Raw genomic sequence first — 14,216 nt, forward strand, 5'->3', positions numbered from 1 at the left:
TGCGTCTCCTAGATGCGCACCGGCGCAGGAGGAACGGCGTCCGCGGCGGCGAGTGCGGCCTCGCGCGCACGCCACAGCGCCTCGAGCTCGGCGGGATCGGCGTCGCGCGCATAGGCCGCCTGGAGCGCGCGGTCGAGCTGGCGCAGCGCGGCGGGCGTCGGCACTGCCTGGGGCGGAGCGGTCGCCTCCGCGGACAGGTCGCCTGCCGCGGGCGCGGTCTGCTGCACGAGCGGCAGCACGACGGCGACGGCCAGCGCGCAGGCCGCCGCGCTTCCGACCCAGGCGAGGCGCCGTCGGCGTTGACGGCGCCTGTGGAGCCCGAGGATGCGCTCGGCGATGGGCGGGGCGGCCGGCGCCGGCAGCGACGCCAGGTAGGCGCGAAGACGCGCATCGGAAGGGGGCGTGTCGATGTCAGCCATCGTCGTCGTTTCCATCAAGATCCGAGCGCAGCTTCTGCAGCGCGCGTGAAAGCAGGGACTTCGACCAGCTCTCGCTGCGCCCGAAGCGCTCGGCGAGTTCGGAATGGGTCCAGCCTTCCATCTGCTGCAGCCAGACCAGCGCCCGCGCCTCCGGCGACAGGCGCGAGAGCAGGCCGAGCGCCTCCGCGAGATCGGCCGGCGTGCCGGCCGCCTCGCCCGGGTCCGCACCCGCGTCGTCCAGCGGGCGCAGGCGCCGCTCCGCGCGCAGGCGGTCGATCGCGGCGTTCGCCGCCATCCGCTTCAGCCACGGCCGCATGGGCGCGCCTTCGCGGAACCGGGGCATGGCCTGGAAGGCCTTCAGGAAGGTCTCCTGGGTCACGTCCTCGGCCGCCGCCGGCTGTGCCGTCAGCCGCAGCGCCAGCCCATAGACCGCGTCCGCATGGGCACGGTACAGGGCCGCGAACGCCTCGCCGTCGCCGCGTCGCGCGCGCCGGAGCAGGTCTGCTTCGTCGTGCGCTACGCCGTCCGCTTGCATCGGTTTCCACTACGGACGAACGGCCATCCGCGTCGCAGCCGGAGTGTGGCACGCCGTCGGCGCCCGTGTGGGCGGAACCGCCGTGCCCCGGTGCTCCCGCAGCCTACCGCGACGGCCACGGGCCCCGGTAGAGCGCGTGGAAGGCGTGCAGCGCGCGTGCGTCGCCGCGCAGCGCGACCACCGCGGTATGCGCGGCCGTCGGCGCGAGACGCAGGAAACGCCACGCCGCCATGCCGCCCGCCTCCGGGGGCAGGGCACGCACCTGCGGGTCTCCCTCCGCCGGCGCGAAGCGCCACTGCGCCAGGCGGTTGTCGAAGATGCCGGTGCCGGTCGCCTTGCAGGCGGCCTCCTTCGCGGTCCACAGGTGCAGGAAGAGGCGGGACGCGGCCTCGTCCGGGAGCGCCGCCACGGCGGCGGCCTCGTCCGCGGAGAACCAGCGGCGCGCCAGCGCCGCTGCACGCACCCGGCGGTCGTGGCGCTCGATGTCCACGCCCACCCGCCCTGCGCGGCTGACGGCGACCAGCGTGCCGCCTCCGGTGTCCGTGAGGTTGAAGTCGGGTGCGTCCGCATGGGCCAGGAAGGGCCGCCCACGCGGCTCGCGGCCGAACGCCAGCGCCTCCGGCGCGACGCCGAGGCAGGGCGCAAGCGTCCGGCGCAGCAACTGCCCGATGCGCTCGCGTCGGGGCAGCTCCGGCATCGCCGACTCGGGCCACCACCAGAGCTGGATGTCGCCCGCGTCCAGCGCGGGACGCGAGGCGTCCTCGGGCGCGAGCCGCGGCCAGGGGGGTTCCGGAGCCCTCACAGGCGGCGGATCAGGCCGATCAGGACGAGGAGGATCGCCGCGCCGATGAAGGCGTGGAGGATGGCGCCACCGATGCCGCCCGCCAGCGCAGGCACGCCAAGCCGCGGCAGCAGCCAGGAGGCGAGGAAGGCCCCGAGGATCCCGACGACGATGTTGCCGAGGATGCCCAGACCGGCGCCCCGGACCAGCAGCGCCGCGAGCCAGCCGGCGACGCCGCCGATCAGGAGGATGACGAGCAGGGTTTCGAGGGACATGCGCGGATCCTTCGTGAGGTCGGCGGAAACGGACGTGGCGGCCGGTCGCCCGTCGGCCGCGTCCGCCCCGGCGTCGGCAGGGCGCCGGGCAGTCCGCGGCATCCGGCGGAAGCCGGCGCCGCGACACTAGCACGCCGACCGCGCGGGGCGATGGAGGCGGGTCAGGGTTGCGGGCCCTCGCCGGCCGACGGGTCGGGCCGTGCGCCGGCGCCATCGCGATCGCCATTGCGGGCCGCCTGCGCCTGGGCGCGGAAGCGTTGCAGCGCGTCGGCGTCGAACATCGTCGAGGCGTCCCGGCTGCGGGCCGCGATGCGCCGGTCCGCCAGCATCAGCACCCCGACCACGATCAGGACGAGGGCGGCGAGCAGCCCGATCCACGCCAGGGCGATGGAGGTCGTGGTGAGGCCCACGGCGAGGCAGAGCAGGGCGAGCAGGAGCAGGATCCAGGGCATGGCGGTGCCGGCGGAGGGAGTCCGGCGAAGTCTAAGCGCCTGCGGGCGCCGGATGATGTGACGCGCGCCCGGTCGCCGACGGCCGACGCCGGCGCGCACGCCTCCGTGCACGCCCGCAGGGACGGCCGCCAATGGCCTACAGCAGCGGCGAGAGCAGCCGCGCCCCGGCCTCGGCCAGCCGCCAGCGGAGGGGCTGGTGCGGTCGCCGCCGCGGCAGCTCCGCGGCGGCCTGCTGGTCGGCCAGGACCAGCTCCGCCAGGCGGGCGGCGATGGTGCGGTCGCACCACAGGGTGCTGAGCTCGAAGTTGAGCCGGAAGCTGCGCGGGTCGAAGTTGGCGCTGCCGACCAGGGCGATCTCCTCGTCCACCAGCAGGGCCTTGGTGTGCAGCATGTTCGGGCCGAACTCGAAGATGCGCACGCCGGCGTCCAGCAGCTCGTCGTAGTACGAGCGCGCGCACCAGGTCACCAGCCGCGAGTCGCTCATGCGCGGGACCAGCAGGCGCACGTCCAGTCCGCGCAGCGCGGCCGACGTCAGCGCCATGCGCGCCGCCGCGGTGGGCACGAAGTAGGGCGTCACCAGCCACACGCGGCGGTCCGCCCGGGCGATGGCGTCGACGTGCAGGCGATGCAGGGGCTCCCACACCGTGTCCGGCCCGGAGGGCACCACCTGGGCGAGATGCGGCCCCGGCGGCAGCTCCGGCCAGTAGCCCTTGCCGTTGATGGCCTGGCGGGTCGCGTAGTGCCAGTCCTCGCAGAAGGCCTGCTGCAGCCAGTGCACGACGCGCCCCTCCATGCGTACGTGAAGGTCGTGGTAGGCCGTCGTGCTGAGGCGCTCGTTGCCGTCGTCGCAGATGTTGACCCCGCCGGTGAAGCCGATCCGGCCGTCGATCACGGCGATCTTGCGATGGGTCCGCAGGTTGATCCGCGGCCGGCGCCGGATGCGGCCGTGGCGCAGGGAGTGGAACCATGCGACCTCGCCGCCGGCCTCGCGCAGCGGCCGGAGGAAGCGCCGCCCGAGCCGCGCGGAACCCACGCCGTCGAGCAGCAGGCGCACGCGCACGCCCGCCCGCGCCCGGGCCACCAGTGCGTCGCGCACCAGCCGGCCGGTGTCGTCGGGTTCGAAGATGTAGTACTCCATGTGCACGTGGTGCTCGGCGCTCGCGATCGCCTCGAGCAGGTGGTCGAACTTGCTGCCGCCGCCCTGCAGGAAATCGACCTGCGTGCAGCTGCTGGGCGGGAACTCGCCCGAGGCGAAAGCCAGCCGCGGCAGGCCGTCGTGGGCGTCGAGCTGCGATTCCGGCAACCCGTGCTGGGTGGCGTTGCGGCTGCGCAGGCGGCGCTGGCGCTGCCTGCGGATGCGCTGCGGCCCGACCAGGTAGAACACCAGGAAGCCCAGCACCGGCAGCAGGGCCAGGGCGAAGATCCAGCTCAGGGTCGCGGCGGGATCGCGCTTCTGCAGCACGATCCAGACCACGATGCCGGCGATGTGGATCGCCCAGGCGATGGAGAGCAGTTGCCACCAGGGGACTGCGGCGAGCGCGTCGAGCATGCGGCCGAGTCTAGAGCGCGCCACGGACTTCGAGGTGAGCGCGGCGCGGATGCGGCCCGGGGGCGACCTCACCGGCCGTTCCCCCGGCCCTGCCCGCGCGGCCGCAGTCGCAGCGCCTGAGACGACGCCGTGCCAGCATCGCGCCATGCGCGAACCCCGTCCCGCCCCCGAACGCCTCAAGGGCCGAGGCGCCGGCTCCAACCGCGAGGGCCGGTTCGAATCGACCACGGTCGAGCATGTCGACGACGGCTGGTTCCGCGACGATGGCGAGGCGCCGCCGCATCCGCGCACCACGGTCACCGAAGAGCGCGCGCGCAGCATCATCAGCCGCAACCAGTCGCCCGACATCCCGTTCCAGCAGTCGGTCAACCCGTACCGGGGCTGCGAGCACGGCTGCGTGTACTGCTTCGCGCGGCCCTCGCACGCCTACCTGAACCTCTCGCCCGGGCTGGACTTCGAGACCCGCCTCTACGCCAAGACCAACGCGGTCGAGCGCCTGCGCGCCGAGCTGTCGGCGCGCGGCTACCGCTGTTCGCCGATCACGCTCGGCATCAACACCGACGGCTGGCAGCCGACCGAGCGCCGCCTCGGCCTGAGCCGCGACCTGCTGCAGCTGCTGCACGACACCCGGCATCCGGTCTCCATCGTCACCAAGAGCGCGCTGATCGAACGCGACATCGATCTTCTCGCCCCGATGGCCGCACAGGGCCTGGCCGAGGTCGCGCTCTCGGTGACCACCCTCGACAACCGCCTGGCCGCCGGCCTGGAGCCGCGCGCGTCGGCGCCGCACGCGCGCCTGCGCGCGATCCGCCGTCTGAGTGAGGCAGGCATTCCGGTCGGCGTGATCGTGGCGCCGGTGATCCCGGTGGTCACCGACCGCGAGCTCGAGGCCATCCTCGCGGCCGCGCGCGAGGCCGGCGCGACCTCCGCCGGCTACGTGCTGCTGCGTCTCCCGCACGAGGTCGCCGGCCTGTTCCGCGAATGGCTGGACCTGCACATGCCCGCGCGCGCGGCCCACGTCATGAGCGTCGTGCAGCAGATGCGCGGCGGAAAGGACTACGACAGCGCCTTCGGCACCCGCCTGCGCGGCCAGGGCCCCTTCGCCGACCTGCTGGCCCGACGCTTCCACGTCGCCCGCCGTCGGCTCGGCTTCCCCGGCTCCCCGCCCCTGGACTGCAGCCGGTTCGTGCCGCCGCGACCGGAGACGCCGCAGGGGGAGTTGTTCTAGGAGGAGGGGGCACAGGGCAGAGGGCTCAGGCTAGAGAGCAGAGGGCACTGGGCAGAGGGCACTGGGCACTGGGCACGAGGGCTCCCTCACTCTCCCAGGCCCCAGGCCCCAGGCCCTAACCCCAAGCCCCTAACCCCAAGCCCTAAGCCCTAAGCCCCAAGCCCAAGCCCTAGCCCTAGCCCTAACCCCCTCCCCCATACAACCGCTCCGCGCGCTGGAACAGCACCCAGCTGGTGGCGATGTACTTGTCGCCGCCCTCGGGGCGGTTGCCGCGGTGGGTGTGGGTGAAGGCGGCCGGGGCGATCAGCAGGCTGCCGGTGCGCGGCGCGATCTTCCGGGCCTGGTAGAGGAACTCCGTCTCGCCGGCGTCGAAGCCGTCGTTGAGGTAGATCGTCCACAGCAGGGTGCGGTGCAGGGTCTCGGCCTGCGGGTCGCGCGGATACAGCTCGCAGTGCCAGTACGGATATCCACCCTCGCCGGCGGTGTAGCGCTGCAGGTTGATCGCGCCCGGGCGGAAGATGTGCTGCACGATGGGCGCGAGCCGCGCGTCGTCGAGGCGGTCGAAGTCCTCGGCCTCCAGGCGTTTCGGCGCGCCGGTCTCGGGATCGGCGATCTGCAGCATCAGCGGCGCGATCAGGGCGTAGCGGTAGGTGCGGATGTAGCGCAGCAGCCCGCCGAGCATGGCCTGGTTGAGAGCGGCCTCGGCGTCCTGCCATTCGGGCCGGCCGCCGATGCTGATGTCGCTGCTGTGCTTGAGTTCGGTGTAGACGCCGCCGCCGACCGCGCCGGGCGCCTTGAGACTGCTCGCCTCGAAGCGCTCGATCAGCGCCGCGCACTGCGCGGGCGACAGCGCGTCGGGGTAGACCTCGATGAAGTCGCCGACGCGCGCGTCCACGGCCTCAGCCCACCGCCGCCGGCAAGGTCGCGGCGTCGTGCTCGAGGTGGTAGCGGGTGGCGGTCTCGACCTCGTTCCTGGAACCGAGGAACACCGGCACGCGCTGGTGCAGGCTGGTCGGCGTCACCTCGAGCATGCGCGCACGTCCGGTGGTCGCCGCACCGCCGGCCTGTTCCACGATAAAGGCCATGGGGTTGGCCTCGTACATGAGGCGCAGCTTGCCGGCCTTGTCCGGCTCGCGGCGGTCCCACGGATAGATGAAGATGCCGCCGCGGGTGAGGATGCGGTGCACGTCGGAGACCATGCTCGCGATCCAGCGCATGTTGAAGTCCTTGCCGCGCGGCCCGTCGCGGCCGGCGAGCAGGTCGGCGACGTAGTGCTGCATCGCCGGCTCCCAGAAGCGCTGGTTGGACATGTTGACCGCGAACTCGCGGGTGTCCTCGGGGATGGTGATGTCGCTGCGGGTCAGCAGGAAGCTGCCGATCTCGCGGTCGAGGGTGAAGGCGTGCACGCCGTGGCCGATGGTCAGCACCAGGGTGCAGCTCGGCCCGTAGATGCAGTAGCCCGCGGCGAGCTGCTCGCTGCCCGGCTGCAGGAAGGCCTCGGCCGAGACCGGGTCGACGCCGGGCTTGGCGCGCAGCACCGAGAAGATGGTGCCGATGGAGACGTTGACGTCGATGTTCGAGCTGCCGTCGAGCGGGTCGAACAGCAGCAGCAGGTCGCCGCGGGGATAGACGTCGGGGATGGGCTGCGGGTCGGCCATCTCCTCCGAGGCGCAGGCGGCGAGGTGGCCGCCCCAGGCGTTGGCCTGCAGCAGGATCTCGTTGGAGATGACGTCGAGCTTCTTCTGCGCCTCGCCCTGCACGTTGTCGCCGGTGCCGGCGTCGCCCAGCACACCGCCGAGGGCGCCCTTCGACACCTGTATGGCGATCATCTTGCAGGCGCGGGCGACGACCTCGATCAGCAGCCGCTGCTCGGCGCCGAATTCCGGATGGGCACGCTGCTGCTCGATCAGGAACTGGGTGAGCGTGATCGGCTTGTTCGACATCGGCGGCATCCGGAGGGGGAGGAAGCACCCATTCTAGGCCCGCGCGCGCGGGTCCTACACGTCGCCGCCGCTCGCCCAGCCCTCGCCGGAGCCGCGCTGCAGCACGCGGTCGCCCGGCAGCACCTCGCCGGCCGGCACCGCGGGCTGGTCGGCGAGCCGTGCGTAGATCGGCGTGAAGTCGGGAGCCGTCGCCGCCATCAGCTGCTCGAAGCCGTCGATGACGAAGTAGGTCTTCTGGTAGGTGTCGATGCGGTACTGCGTGCGCATCACCCGCTCCAGGTCGAAGCCGATGCGGTTGGGCGCGGCGGATTCCAGGCTGTGGATGGATTCGCCCTTGGAACTGACGATCCCGGCCCCGTAGATGCGCAGGCCGTCGGCCTGGCGGATCAGCCCGAACTCGACGGTGTACCAGTACAGCCGCGTGAGGTTGGTCAGCGCGTCGGGGCCGATGGCGTGCGCCTTCACGCCGCCGCGGCCGTAGGCCTGCATGTAGTCGGCGAACACCGGCTCCATCAGCAGCGGCACATGGCCGAAGAGGTCGTGGAAGAGGTCGGGCTCGGAGAGATAATCGAGCTCCTCGGGCTTGCGGATCCACCAGGTGACCGGGAAGCGGCGGTTGGCCAGGTGCTCGAAGAAGGTCAGCTCGGGCAGCAGGCCCTCGACGCCGACGATCTCCCAGCCGGTGGTCTCCGCCAGGGCCGCGTTGAGTTCGGAGAACTTCGGGATGCGGTCGGCGCTCATGCCCATCCGCGCCTGGTTGGCGAGGAACTCGTCGCAGGCGCGGCCCACCAGCAGCGCGTTCTGGCGCTCGAACAGGGTGGCCCAGACCCGGTGGTCGGTCTCGGTGTAGTCGTCCCAGGGCTGCTCCACGGTTCCGGTCGCATAGACCGGAACCACGCCCTTGTCGGTGACCTGATGCTCGACCCGCTTGGGATTGGCGGCCATGGCGTCGCTCCGTTGCTGGAACCGCCAGTCTAGGACGGGGCCCGCGCACGAACCTGCCTATTTCGCGCGTTGCGACCGCGGTAAACGCAATAATCTTGCGCCCTGGCACGCAAACCCGGGACGATCATGAAGAAGCCCACGCTGGATCGCACCGATCTCGCCCTGCTGCGCCTGCTTCAGGTGCACGGGCGCATCAGCAATGCCGAACTGGCCGAGCGCGCCCACCTCTCGGCGTCCGCCTGCCTGCGCCGCGTGCAGCGGCTGGAGGCGGCGGGCGTGATCGCCGGCTACGGCGCGCGCCTCGATCCGCAGCAGGTCGGGCTGGGCCTGCAGGCCTTCGTCCGCGTCCAGCTCGCGCGCCACGACGCCGCCGCCATCGCGGGGTTCACCGCGCGCATGGCCGAGGCCGACGAGGTCCTCGCTTGCCACGCCCTGACCGGCGACATGGACTACCTGCTCCACGTCGCGGTGGTCGATCTGGCCGATTTCTCGCGCTTCCTGCTCGACCGGCTGCTGGGCGTCGGCGACGTCGCCGACGTCAATTCGAGCTTCGTGCTGCGCACGGTCAAGCAGGCCCAGGGCCTGCCGCTGGCCCACCTGCAGGACTGAGGGCCCGTCAGCCGGGCGGGGCGCGGTCCGGCAGGTGCGCGGTCGTCGCGGGGGGCGCGTCCTCGGCCTCCTCCTCGTCCTCCCAGGAATAGCGCGGCCGCGGCGGCGCCGGGTCCAGCCGCCGCCAGAGCACCGCTGCCAGCAGGCCCATCAGGGCGCCGCAGAGGTGGGATTCCCAGCTGATCTCCGGGCCCTGCGGCAGCACCGTGAGCAGCATGCCGCCGTAGAGGAGGAAGCCGATCAGGGTGGCGGCGATGGCGCTGCGGTCGCGGCGCAGCAGGCCGAGGAAGAACACGCACCACAGCAGGCCGTGGGTCAGGCCGCTGGCCCCGAGGTGCCCGGCGTCGCGGCCGATCAGCCAGACCCCCAGGCCCGATCCCAGCCAGATCAGCGGCAGCGCCCGGCGGGCGGTGCGGGGGTAGGCGGCGAGCATCAGCGTGCCCAGGACCAGCAGGGACGGGGTGTTGGCGATCAGGTGCGTCCACGAGCCGTGCAGCAGCGGCGCGGTCAGGATGCCGACCAGCCCGGACAGGCTCCGCGGATGCACGGCGAAGGCGCCGAGCGCGCCGCCGCCGAGGAGGTGGACGAGCCACACCAGCACGACGAAGCCGAGGCTCGCGAGCGCGGCGCGACGGAAACGGCGGCGGTCGGCGGCGGCGACCTGGGCGGGATCGGGCTGTGCGCGGAACGGGTCCATCCCAGCGAGGTGGGGCCTCGCCCGGCCGAGGCAAGCGCGGTCGGCGTCAGCGCCGCACGTCGAGCTGTCCGGCGTCGACGAAGGCGGCCACGTCGCTCGCGCGCAGCAGCATGACGTCGCCCGGCAGGGTGTGCTTCAGCACGCCGGCACCGAGGCCGAACTCCAGCGCCTCCGCATCGCCGAGGCCGCTGCGCAGCCCGTGCAGCACGCCGGCGGCGAAGGCGTCCCCGCCGCCGATGCGGTCGACGATGCCCCGCACCTCCACCGTCCGGGTCGTGTGGCGGGTGCCCTCGCGCAGCGCCATCAGGCCCTGCAGCGCGTGGTGGTCCACGCTGTGCGTCGTGCGGACGGTGCAGGCCATGCGCGCGAGCCGCGGGAAGGCGGCGAAGGCCGCGTCCGCGGCCGCGGCGAAGCGCGCCGCCGGATCGGCCTCTTCGAAGCGCCGGCCGAGCAGCAGTGCGACGTCGCGGTGGTCGACGAAGGCGATGTCCGCCTGGTCCAGCACCTGGCGCAGCAGGCCTGCGGCGTCGCCGTCCCAGGCCTGCCACAGGCGCGCCCGGTAGTTGCCGTCGAAGGACACCCGCAGGCCGGCGTTCCGGGCCGCGCGCACGGCGGCGATGGCGGCCTGTGCGCTCGCCGGCCCCAGCGCCGGGGTCACGCCGGAGACGTGCAGGTGGTCGGCGCCGTCGAACACGCGCGGCCAGTCGAGCGCGTCCGGCGCCGTGGCGAAGGCCGAACCGGCGCGGTCGTAGACCACCTCGCTCGGGCGGTGGCCGGCGCCCGGCGCGAGGAAGTACAGCCCCATGCGGCCCGGCCTGCGCAGGACGGCCGAGACGTCGACGCCGTGCCGGCGCAGCTCGTCGAGCGCGGCCGCGCCCAGGGCGTTGTCGGGCAGCACGCTCGCCAGCCGGACCGCATGGCCCCAGCGCGAGAGGGCCACGGCGACGTTGGTCTCCGCGCCGCCCACGCAGACCTCCAGGCGCGGGGACTGCAGGAGCAGTTCCCGACCGGGCGCCGACAGGCGCAGCAGGACCTCGCCGAAGCACACCACAGCCGCCATGCCCACTCCTCGCGTTCGGGGATATCGGGGCGCGCCGACCGCCGCCTGTCACGGCGGGGGTTGTCCAGCGGTGTCAGCGCCTTCCCGCGCGGATCATAGCCCGCGCCGACGGGCTGGCGGGGCGGGCGCCGCGCCCGCCGCACGGCTTAGGAGCGGGGGAACTCGCGCTGGATCCAGCGGTCGAGCAGGCGCTTCTCGAAGCGCAGGGTATCGCTGCCGTCGAGGGTCGAGGCGCCGGTCAGGAAGCCCGGATCGCTGAGCCGGCGCTCGCCCTCGGCGAGCACGCTGCCGTCGGCCCCGGTCAGCCGGAAACTCAGGTCCACGCGCGGCGGGTAGATGTCGCGCACGTAGCGGATGCGGTCGGCCTGTGGCCCGCGCCAGGGCTCGTAGTTGCCGGCCCGGCGGATGTCGTGGAAGGTCACGTCCAGGCGCTGCCCCGGCGCCAGCCGCGGCGCCGCGCGGTCGCGGACGTGCTCGGCGAGCCGCTCGACCCAGTTGCCGCGCGCGGCCTCCCAGCGGTTGCCGCTGAGCCGGATCTCGGAGAAGGCCTCGGGGTCGTCCCAGCGCACCTGCACCGGCCCCTCCCCGGCGAGGCTGCGCGGGGCGTCCGCGTCGGTGACGCGCGTCGGCCCGCTGGCGCAGCCGGTCAGCAGGGCCAGGGCGAGGAGGGGCGTGAGCAGGGGCAGGCGGCGCATGACGGGTCTCCGCGGACTGTTCTGTGACTGCACTACGTTACGCGTGCGCGCGTCGCCGCGTCGCGACCGCATCGGGTTCAGGCCCCGCTCCGCCGCCCCGCCGGCGGCTGTCCCCTGGACAGGGCGTGGTTAAATGCGCCTCCCACGGGCGCGCGGCGCCAGAGCGAAAGTCCATGAGTACACGCCGCCGGGCGCGCGAGCCGGCCGAGGAAAGCGAAGTCGCCGGCTTCACCGGGCCGGCGACGATCAACGACATCGCACGCCTCGCCGGGGTCTCGAAGAAGACCGTCTCGCGCGTCATCAACGCCTCGCCGCTGGTGCGCGCCGAGACCCGCGAGAAGGTCGCCGGGCTGATGCGCCAGGTCGGCTACGTGCCGGATCCGCAGGCGCGCGGGCTGGCGTTCCGGCGGGCCTTCCTGATCGGGCTGGTCTACGACAACCCGAACGCGCAGTACATCGTCAACGTGCAGAACGGCGCCCTCGACGCGCTGCGGGGCTCGGGCTTCGAGCTGGTGGTGCATCCCTGCGAGAGCCGCAGCGACGACTTCATCGAGGGCGTGTGCCGGTTCGTGCAGCGGCAGAAGCTGCACGGGGCGATCCTGCTGCCGCCGGTCTCCGAGAACGAGGCGCTGGCCGAGGCGCTGGAGCGGCTGGACGTGCGCTACGTGCGGGTGGGTTCGGTGCCCTTCGGCGCCGCGGCGCGCACGGTCGTCAGCAACGACCGCGCGGCCGCCGTCGAGGTCGCGGAGTACCTGGTCGGCCTGGGCCACCGCGCGATCGGACTGATCGCGGGGCCGCACAGCCACCGCTCCGCGCACGAGCGCGCCGCGGGGTTCGGCGAGGTGCTGGCGCGCCACGGCATCGAACTGCCGCCGGAACGCGTGGTGGAGGGCGGCTACACCTTCGAGTCGGGCGTCGCCTGCGCCGGGCGCCTGCTGGCGCTGGCGTCCCGCCCCACGGCGATCTTCGCCTGCAACGACGAGATGGCCGCCGGCGCCTACACCGCCGCGTACCGGATGGGCCTGCGGGTCCCGGAGGACGTCTCCATCGTCGGCTTCGACGACAGCCCCCTGGCCGCGCGCCTGTGGCCGGCGCTCACCACGGTGCGCCTGCCGATCCGCGACATGGGGCGCCAGGCCGCCGCCCTGCTGCTCGATCCCGCCGCCGCCGCGCCGGCGCCGCTGACGCCGCACCTGGCGGTGCGCGACTCCTGCGGGCCGCCCGCGCGCTGACGCCGGCTGCGCCTGTGCGGCCGCGCGGTGTCCCCACGATTGCCGCGGTGCAGCGATGACACCGGTTACCAGTTGGCTATGCTCAGGCGCACGCTCCCCGTTCCCGGTGTCCGCATGCCCAAGCCGCTGGTCCTCCACGACGACCGCCTGTTCCCCGCCGATCCCGGCACCCGCGGCATCGCCCGCCGCCTGTACGCGGAGGTGCGCGACCTGCCGATCATCAGCCCGCACGGGCATACCGACCCGTCGTGGTTCTCGCGCAATGAGCCCTTCCCCAACCCGACCGAGCTGCTGCTGGCGCCGGACCACTACCTCTTCCGCATGCTCTACAGCCAGGGCATCGCGCTGGAGGACCTCGGCGTCGCCGCGCTGGCCGGGCCGTCGCAGGCCGACCCGCGCGCCGCCTGGCGGCTGTTCGCTGCCAACCAGCACCTGTTCCGCGGCACGCCGTCCTCGGGCTGGCTGGCGTGGGTGTTCTCGAAGGTGTTCGGGCTCGACGTGCGCCTCGACGCCGACACCGCCGACCTCTACTACGACACCATCGACGCCGCGCTGCGCACGCCGGAGTTCCGCCCGCGCGCGCTGTTCGAGCGCTACAACATCGAGGTGATCGCGACCACCGAGTCGCCGCTCGACTCGCTCGCGCACCACGAGGCCATCCGCGACAGCGACTGGTCGGGCCGCGTCGTCAGCGCCTACCGGCCCGATCCGGTGGTCGATCCCGAGCACGAGCAGTTCCCGCAGGCGCTGGCGCGCTTCGCCGAACTCACCGGGGAGGACACCCACTCCTGGTCCGGCTATCTCGCCGCGCACCGCAGGCGCCGCGCGGACTTCGCCGCGGTCGGCACCACCTCGAGCGACCACGGCCATCCCACCGCGCGGACCGCGGACCTCTCGCCCGCCGAGGCGGAGCGCCTGTTCGCACGCGTGGTCGCCGGCGGGGCGAGCGCCGAGGACGCCGAGCTGTTCCGCGCGCAGATGCTGACCGAGATGGCGCGCATGAGCCTGGACGACGGCTTCGTGCTGCAGATCCACCCGGGCGCGTTCCGCAACCACAACCCGGGCCTGTTCGCCCGCTTCGGCCGCGACAAGGGCGCCGACATCCCCACCGCCACCGAGTACGTGCGCGCGCTGCAGCCCCTGCTCGGGCGCTTCGGCAACGAGCCGGGGCTCACGATCATCGTGTTCACCCTCGACGAGACCAGCTACGCCCGCGAGCTGGCGCCGCTGGCGGGCCACTACCCGGCGCTGAAGCTGGGCCCGGCCTGGTGGTTCCACGATTCGCCCGAGGGCCTGATGCGCTTCCGCGAGCAGACCACGGAGACGGCCGGTTTCTACAACACCGTCGGCTTCAACGACGACACCCGCGCCTTCCTCTCGATCCCCGCCCGCCACGACACCGCGCGCCGCATCGACTGCGCCTGGCTTGCGCGCCTCGTCGCCGAGCACCGCCTCGACGAGGATGCCGCCGCCGAGGTCGCGGTGGATCTGGCCTACACCCTGCCGAAGAGGGCGTACAGGCTTTAGGGGCTTGGTAGGGCTTAGGGCCTGGGGCTTGGGGCTTGGGGCTTGGGGCTCGGGGCTCGGGGCTCGGGGCTCGGGGCTTGGGGCTTGGGGCTTAGGGCTCGGGGCTTAGGGCTCGGGGCTCGGGGCTCGGGGCTTAGGGCTTAGGGCTCGGGGCTCGGGGCTCGGGGCTCGGGGCTTAGGGCTTAGGGCTCGGGGCTCGGGGCTCGGGGCGGCGATGCCGGATGCTCCTCTGCCCTCTGCCCTCTGCCCTCTGCCCAGTGCCGGGCCCA

General features: G+C 73.3%; 16 protein-coding genes. 4 read left to right on the plus strand and 12 right to left on the minus strand.

Annotation, left to right across the window (positions count from 1 at the left end; translation table 11 throughout):
* Nucleotides 1-8 precede the first annotated feature (8 nt).
* The 6 genes from ACFO3Q_RS13365 to cls all read right to left on the minus strand — a co-directional run bounded on the left by ACFO3Q_RS13365 (nucleotide 9) and on the right by cls (nucleotide 4,011).
* Complete coding sequence (locus tag ACFO3Q_RS13365; protein ID WP_377005227.1) at nucleotides 9-419, minus strand: hypothetical protein; 411 nt, start codon at nucleotides 417-419, stop codon at nucleotides 9-11.
* The gene (locus ACFO3Q_RS13370; protein ID WP_377005228.1) at nucleotides 412-954 is read right to left on the minus strand and encodes an RNA polymerase sigma factor; all 543 of its coding nucleotides are present in this window, start codon (nucleotides 952-954) and stop codon (nucleotides 412-414) included. The genes ACFO3Q_RS13365 and ACFO3Q_RS13370 overlap by 8 nt, the downstream gene beginning before the upstream one ends.
* A 103-nt stretch (nucleotides 955-1,057) precedes the next feature.
* Nucleotides 1,058-1,756, minus strand: coding sequence for a 4'-phosphopantetheinyl transferase family protein (locus ACFO3Q_RS13375; RefSeq protein ID WP_377005229.1), 699 nt, complete (start codon nucleotides 1,754-1,756; stop codon nucleotides 1,058-1,060).
* The gene (locus ACFO3Q_RS13380; protein WP_377005230.1) at nucleotides 1,753-2,010 is read right to left on the minus strand and encodes a GlsB/YeaQ/YmgE family stress response membrane protein; all 258 of its coding nucleotides are present in this window, start codon (nucleotides 2,008-2,010) and stop codon (nucleotides 1,753-1,755) included. Before ACFO3Q_RS13380 ends, ACFO3Q_RS13375 begins: the two co-directional genes overlap by 4 nt.
* Nucleotides 2,011-2,171: 161 nt before the next feature.
* On the minus strand, nucleotides 2,172-2,462 hold the full coding sequence (locus ACFO3Q_RS13385) for a hypothetical protein (protein WP_377005231.1): 291 nt from the start codon (nucleotides 2,460-2,462) through the stop codon (nucleotides 2,172-2,174).
* 136 nt (nucleotides 2,463-2,598) lie between these two features.
* A complete protein-coding gene (gene cls, locus ACFO3Q_RS13390) occupies nucleotides 2,599-4,011 on the minus strand; it encodes a cardiolipin synthase (protein ID WP_377005232.1) in 1,413 nt (470 codons plus the stop codon).
* A 145-nt stretch (nucleotides 4,012-4,156) separates the two neighbouring features.
* Here cls and ACFO3Q_RS13395 point away from each other — a divergent pair, with 145 nt between their 5' ends.
* On the plus strand, nucleotides 4,157-5,239 hold the full coding sequence (locus tag ACFO3Q_RS13395; RefSeq protein ID WP_377005233.1) for a PA0069 family radical SAM protein: 1,083 nt from the start codon (nucleotides 4,157-4,159) through the stop codon (nucleotides 5,237-5,239).
* 181 nt (nucleotides 5,240-5,420) lie between these two features.
* Here ACFO3Q_RS13395 and ACFO3Q_RS13400 read toward each other — a convergent pair whose 3' ends face one another.
* The 3 genes from ACFO3Q_RS13400 to phhA are packed head-to-tail and all read right to left on the minus strand — an operon-like array spanning nucleotide 5,421 to nucleotide 8,127.
* Complete coding sequence (locus tag ACFO3Q_RS13400; protein WP_377005234.1) at nucleotides 5,421-6,134, minus strand: 2OG-Fe(II) oxygenase; 714 nt, start codon at nucleotides 6,132-6,134, stop codon at nucleotides 5,421-5,423.
* 4 nt (nucleotides 6,135-6,138) lie between these two features.
* Nucleotides 6,139-7,182 carry a class 1 fructose-bisphosphatase gene (locus ACFO3Q_RS13405; protein WP_377005235.1) on the minus strand — a complete coding sequence of 348 codons (1,044 nt, stop codon included), beginning with the start codon at nucleotides 7,180-7,182 and terminating at the stop codon, nucleotides 6,139-6,141.
* 54 nt (nucleotides 7,183-7,236) lie between these two features.
* Nucleotides 7,237-8,127, minus strand: coding sequence for a phenylalanine 4-monooxygenase (phhA, locus tag ACFO3Q_RS13410; RefSeq protein ID WP_377005236.1), 891 nt, complete (start codon nucleotides 8,125-8,127; stop codon nucleotides 7,237-7,239).
* A 126-nt stretch (nucleotides 8,128-8,253) separates the two neighbouring features.
* On the opposite strand from phhA, the gene ACFO3Q_RS13415 reads away from it, so the two are divergent.
* Nucleotides 8,254-8,736 carry an Lrp/AsnC family transcriptional regulator gene (locus tag ACFO3Q_RS13415; protein WP_377005237.1) on the plus strand — a complete coding sequence of 161 codons (483 nt, stop codon included), beginning with the start codon at nucleotides 8,254-8,256 and terminating at the stop codon, nucleotides 8,734-8,736.
* A gap of 7 nt (nucleotides 8,737-8,743) precedes the next feature.
* On the opposite strand, the gene ACFO3Q_RS13420 is transcribed toward ACFO3Q_RS13415, so the two are convergent.
* From ACFO3Q_RS13420 to ACFO3Q_RS13430, 3 genes are all read right to left on the minus strand, one after another.
* The gene (locus ACFO3Q_RS13420) at nucleotides 8,744-9,433 is read right to left on the minus strand and encodes a rhomboid family intramembrane serine protease (RefSeq protein WP_377005238.1); all 690 of its coding nucleotides are present in this window, start codon (nucleotides 9,431-9,433) and stop codon (nucleotides 8,744-8,746) included.
* 46 nt (nucleotides 9,434-9,479) lie between these two features.
* Nucleotides 9,480-10,499: a sugar kinase gene (locus ACFO3Q_RS13425; protein WP_377005239.1), complete on the minus strand. Its 1,020-nt coding sequence runs from the start codon at nucleotides 10,497-10,499 to the stop codon at nucleotides 9,480-9,482.
* A 140-nt stretch (nucleotides 10,500-10,639) separates the two neighbouring features.
* On the minus strand, nucleotides 10,640-11,188 hold the full coding sequence (locus ACFO3Q_RS13430; RefSeq protein ID WP_377005240.1) for a DUF3016 domain-containing protein: 549 nt from the start codon (nucleotides 11,186-11,188) through the stop codon (nucleotides 10,640-10,642).
* Between the two features lie 173 nt (nucleotides 11,189-11,361).
* On the opposite strand from ACFO3Q_RS13430, the gene ACFO3Q_RS13435 reads away from it, so the two are divergent.
* Nucleotides 11,362-12,420 carry a LacI family DNA-binding transcriptional regulator gene (locus ACFO3Q_RS13435; RefSeq protein ID WP_377005241.1) on the plus strand — a complete coding sequence of 353 codons (1,059 nt, stop codon included), beginning with the start codon at nucleotides 11,362-11,364 and terminating at the stop codon, nucleotides 12,418-12,420.
* A gap of 114 nt (nucleotides 12,421-12,534) precedes the next feature.
* The gene (gene uxaC / locus ACFO3Q_RS13440; RefSeq protein ID WP_377005242.1) at nucleotides 12,535-13,947 is read left to right on the plus strand and encodes a glucuronate isomerase; all 1,413 of its coding nucleotides are present in this window, start codon (nucleotides 12,535-12,537) and stop codon (nucleotides 13,945-13,947) included.
* Nucleotides 13,948-14,216 lie beyond the last annotated feature (269 nt).

Source organism: Coralloluteibacterium thermophilum, from assembly GCF_042654365.1.
Lineage (GTDB): Bacteria > Pseudomonadota > Gammaproteobacteria > Xanthomonadales > Xanthomonadaceae > Coralloluteibacterium > Coralloluteibacterium thermophilum.

What these genes read in the sequence shown, in the direction of transcription:
- ACFO3Q_RS13405 (WP_377005235.1), bottom strand. Translation starts at nt 7,182, where the DNA reads ATGTCGAACAAGCCGATCACGCTCACCCAGTTCCTGATCGAGCAGCAG.
- ACFO3Q_RS13415 (WP_377005237.1), top strand. Translation starts at nt 8,254, where the DNA reads ATGAAGAAGCCCACGCTGGATCGCACCGATCTCGCCCTGCTGCGCCTG.
- ACFO3Q_RS13370 (WP_377005228.1), bottom strand. Translation starts at nt 954, where the DNA reads ATGCAAGCGGACGGCGTAGCGCACGACGAAGCAGACCTGCTCCGGCGC.
- ACFO3Q_RS13380 (WP_377005230.1), bottom strand. Translation starts at nt 2,010, where the DNA reads ATGTCCCTCGAAACCCTGCTCGTCATCCTCCTGATCGGCGGCGTCGCC.
- ACFO3Q_RS13430 (WP_377005240.1), bottom strand. Translation starts at nt 11,188, where the DNA reads ATGCGCCGCCTGCCCCTGCTCACGCCCCTCCTCGCCCTGGCCCTGCTG.
- ACFO3Q_RS13435 (WP_377005241.1), top strand. Translation starts at nt 11,362, where the DNA reads ATGAGTACACGCCGCCGGGCGCGCGAGCCGGCCGAGGAAAGCGAAGTC.
- phhA (WP_377005236.1), bottom strand. Translation starts at nt 8,127, where the DNA reads ATGGCCGCCAATCCCAAGCGGGTCGAGCATCAGGTCACCGACAAGGGC.
- uxaC (WP_377005242.1), top strand. Translation starts at nt 12,535, where the DNA reads ATGCCCAAGCCGCTGGTCCTCCACGACGACCGCCTGTTCCCCGCCGAT.
- ACFO3Q_RS13420 (WP_377005238.1), bottom strand. Translation starts at nt 9,433, where the DNA reads ATGGACCCGTTCCGCGCACAGCCCGATCCCGCCCAGGTCGCCGCCGCC.
- ACFO3Q_RS13385 (WP_377005231.1), bottom strand. Translation starts at nt 2,462, where the DNA reads ATGCCCTGGATCCTGCTCCTGCTCGCCCTGCTCTGCCTCGCCGTGGGC.
- ACFO3Q_RS13395 (WP_377005233.1), top strand. Translation starts at nt 4,157, where the DNA reads ATGCGCGAACCCCGTCCCGCCCCCGAACGCCTCAAGGGCCGAGGCGCC.
- ACFO3Q_RS13365 (WP_377005227.1), bottom strand. Translation starts at nt 419, where the DNA reads ATGGCTGACATCGACACGCCCCCTTCCGATGCGCGTCTTCGCGCCTAC.
- cls (WP_377005232.1), bottom strand. Translation starts at nt 4,011, where the DNA reads ATGCTCGACGCGCTCGCCGCAGTCCCCTGGTGGCAACTGCTCTCCATC.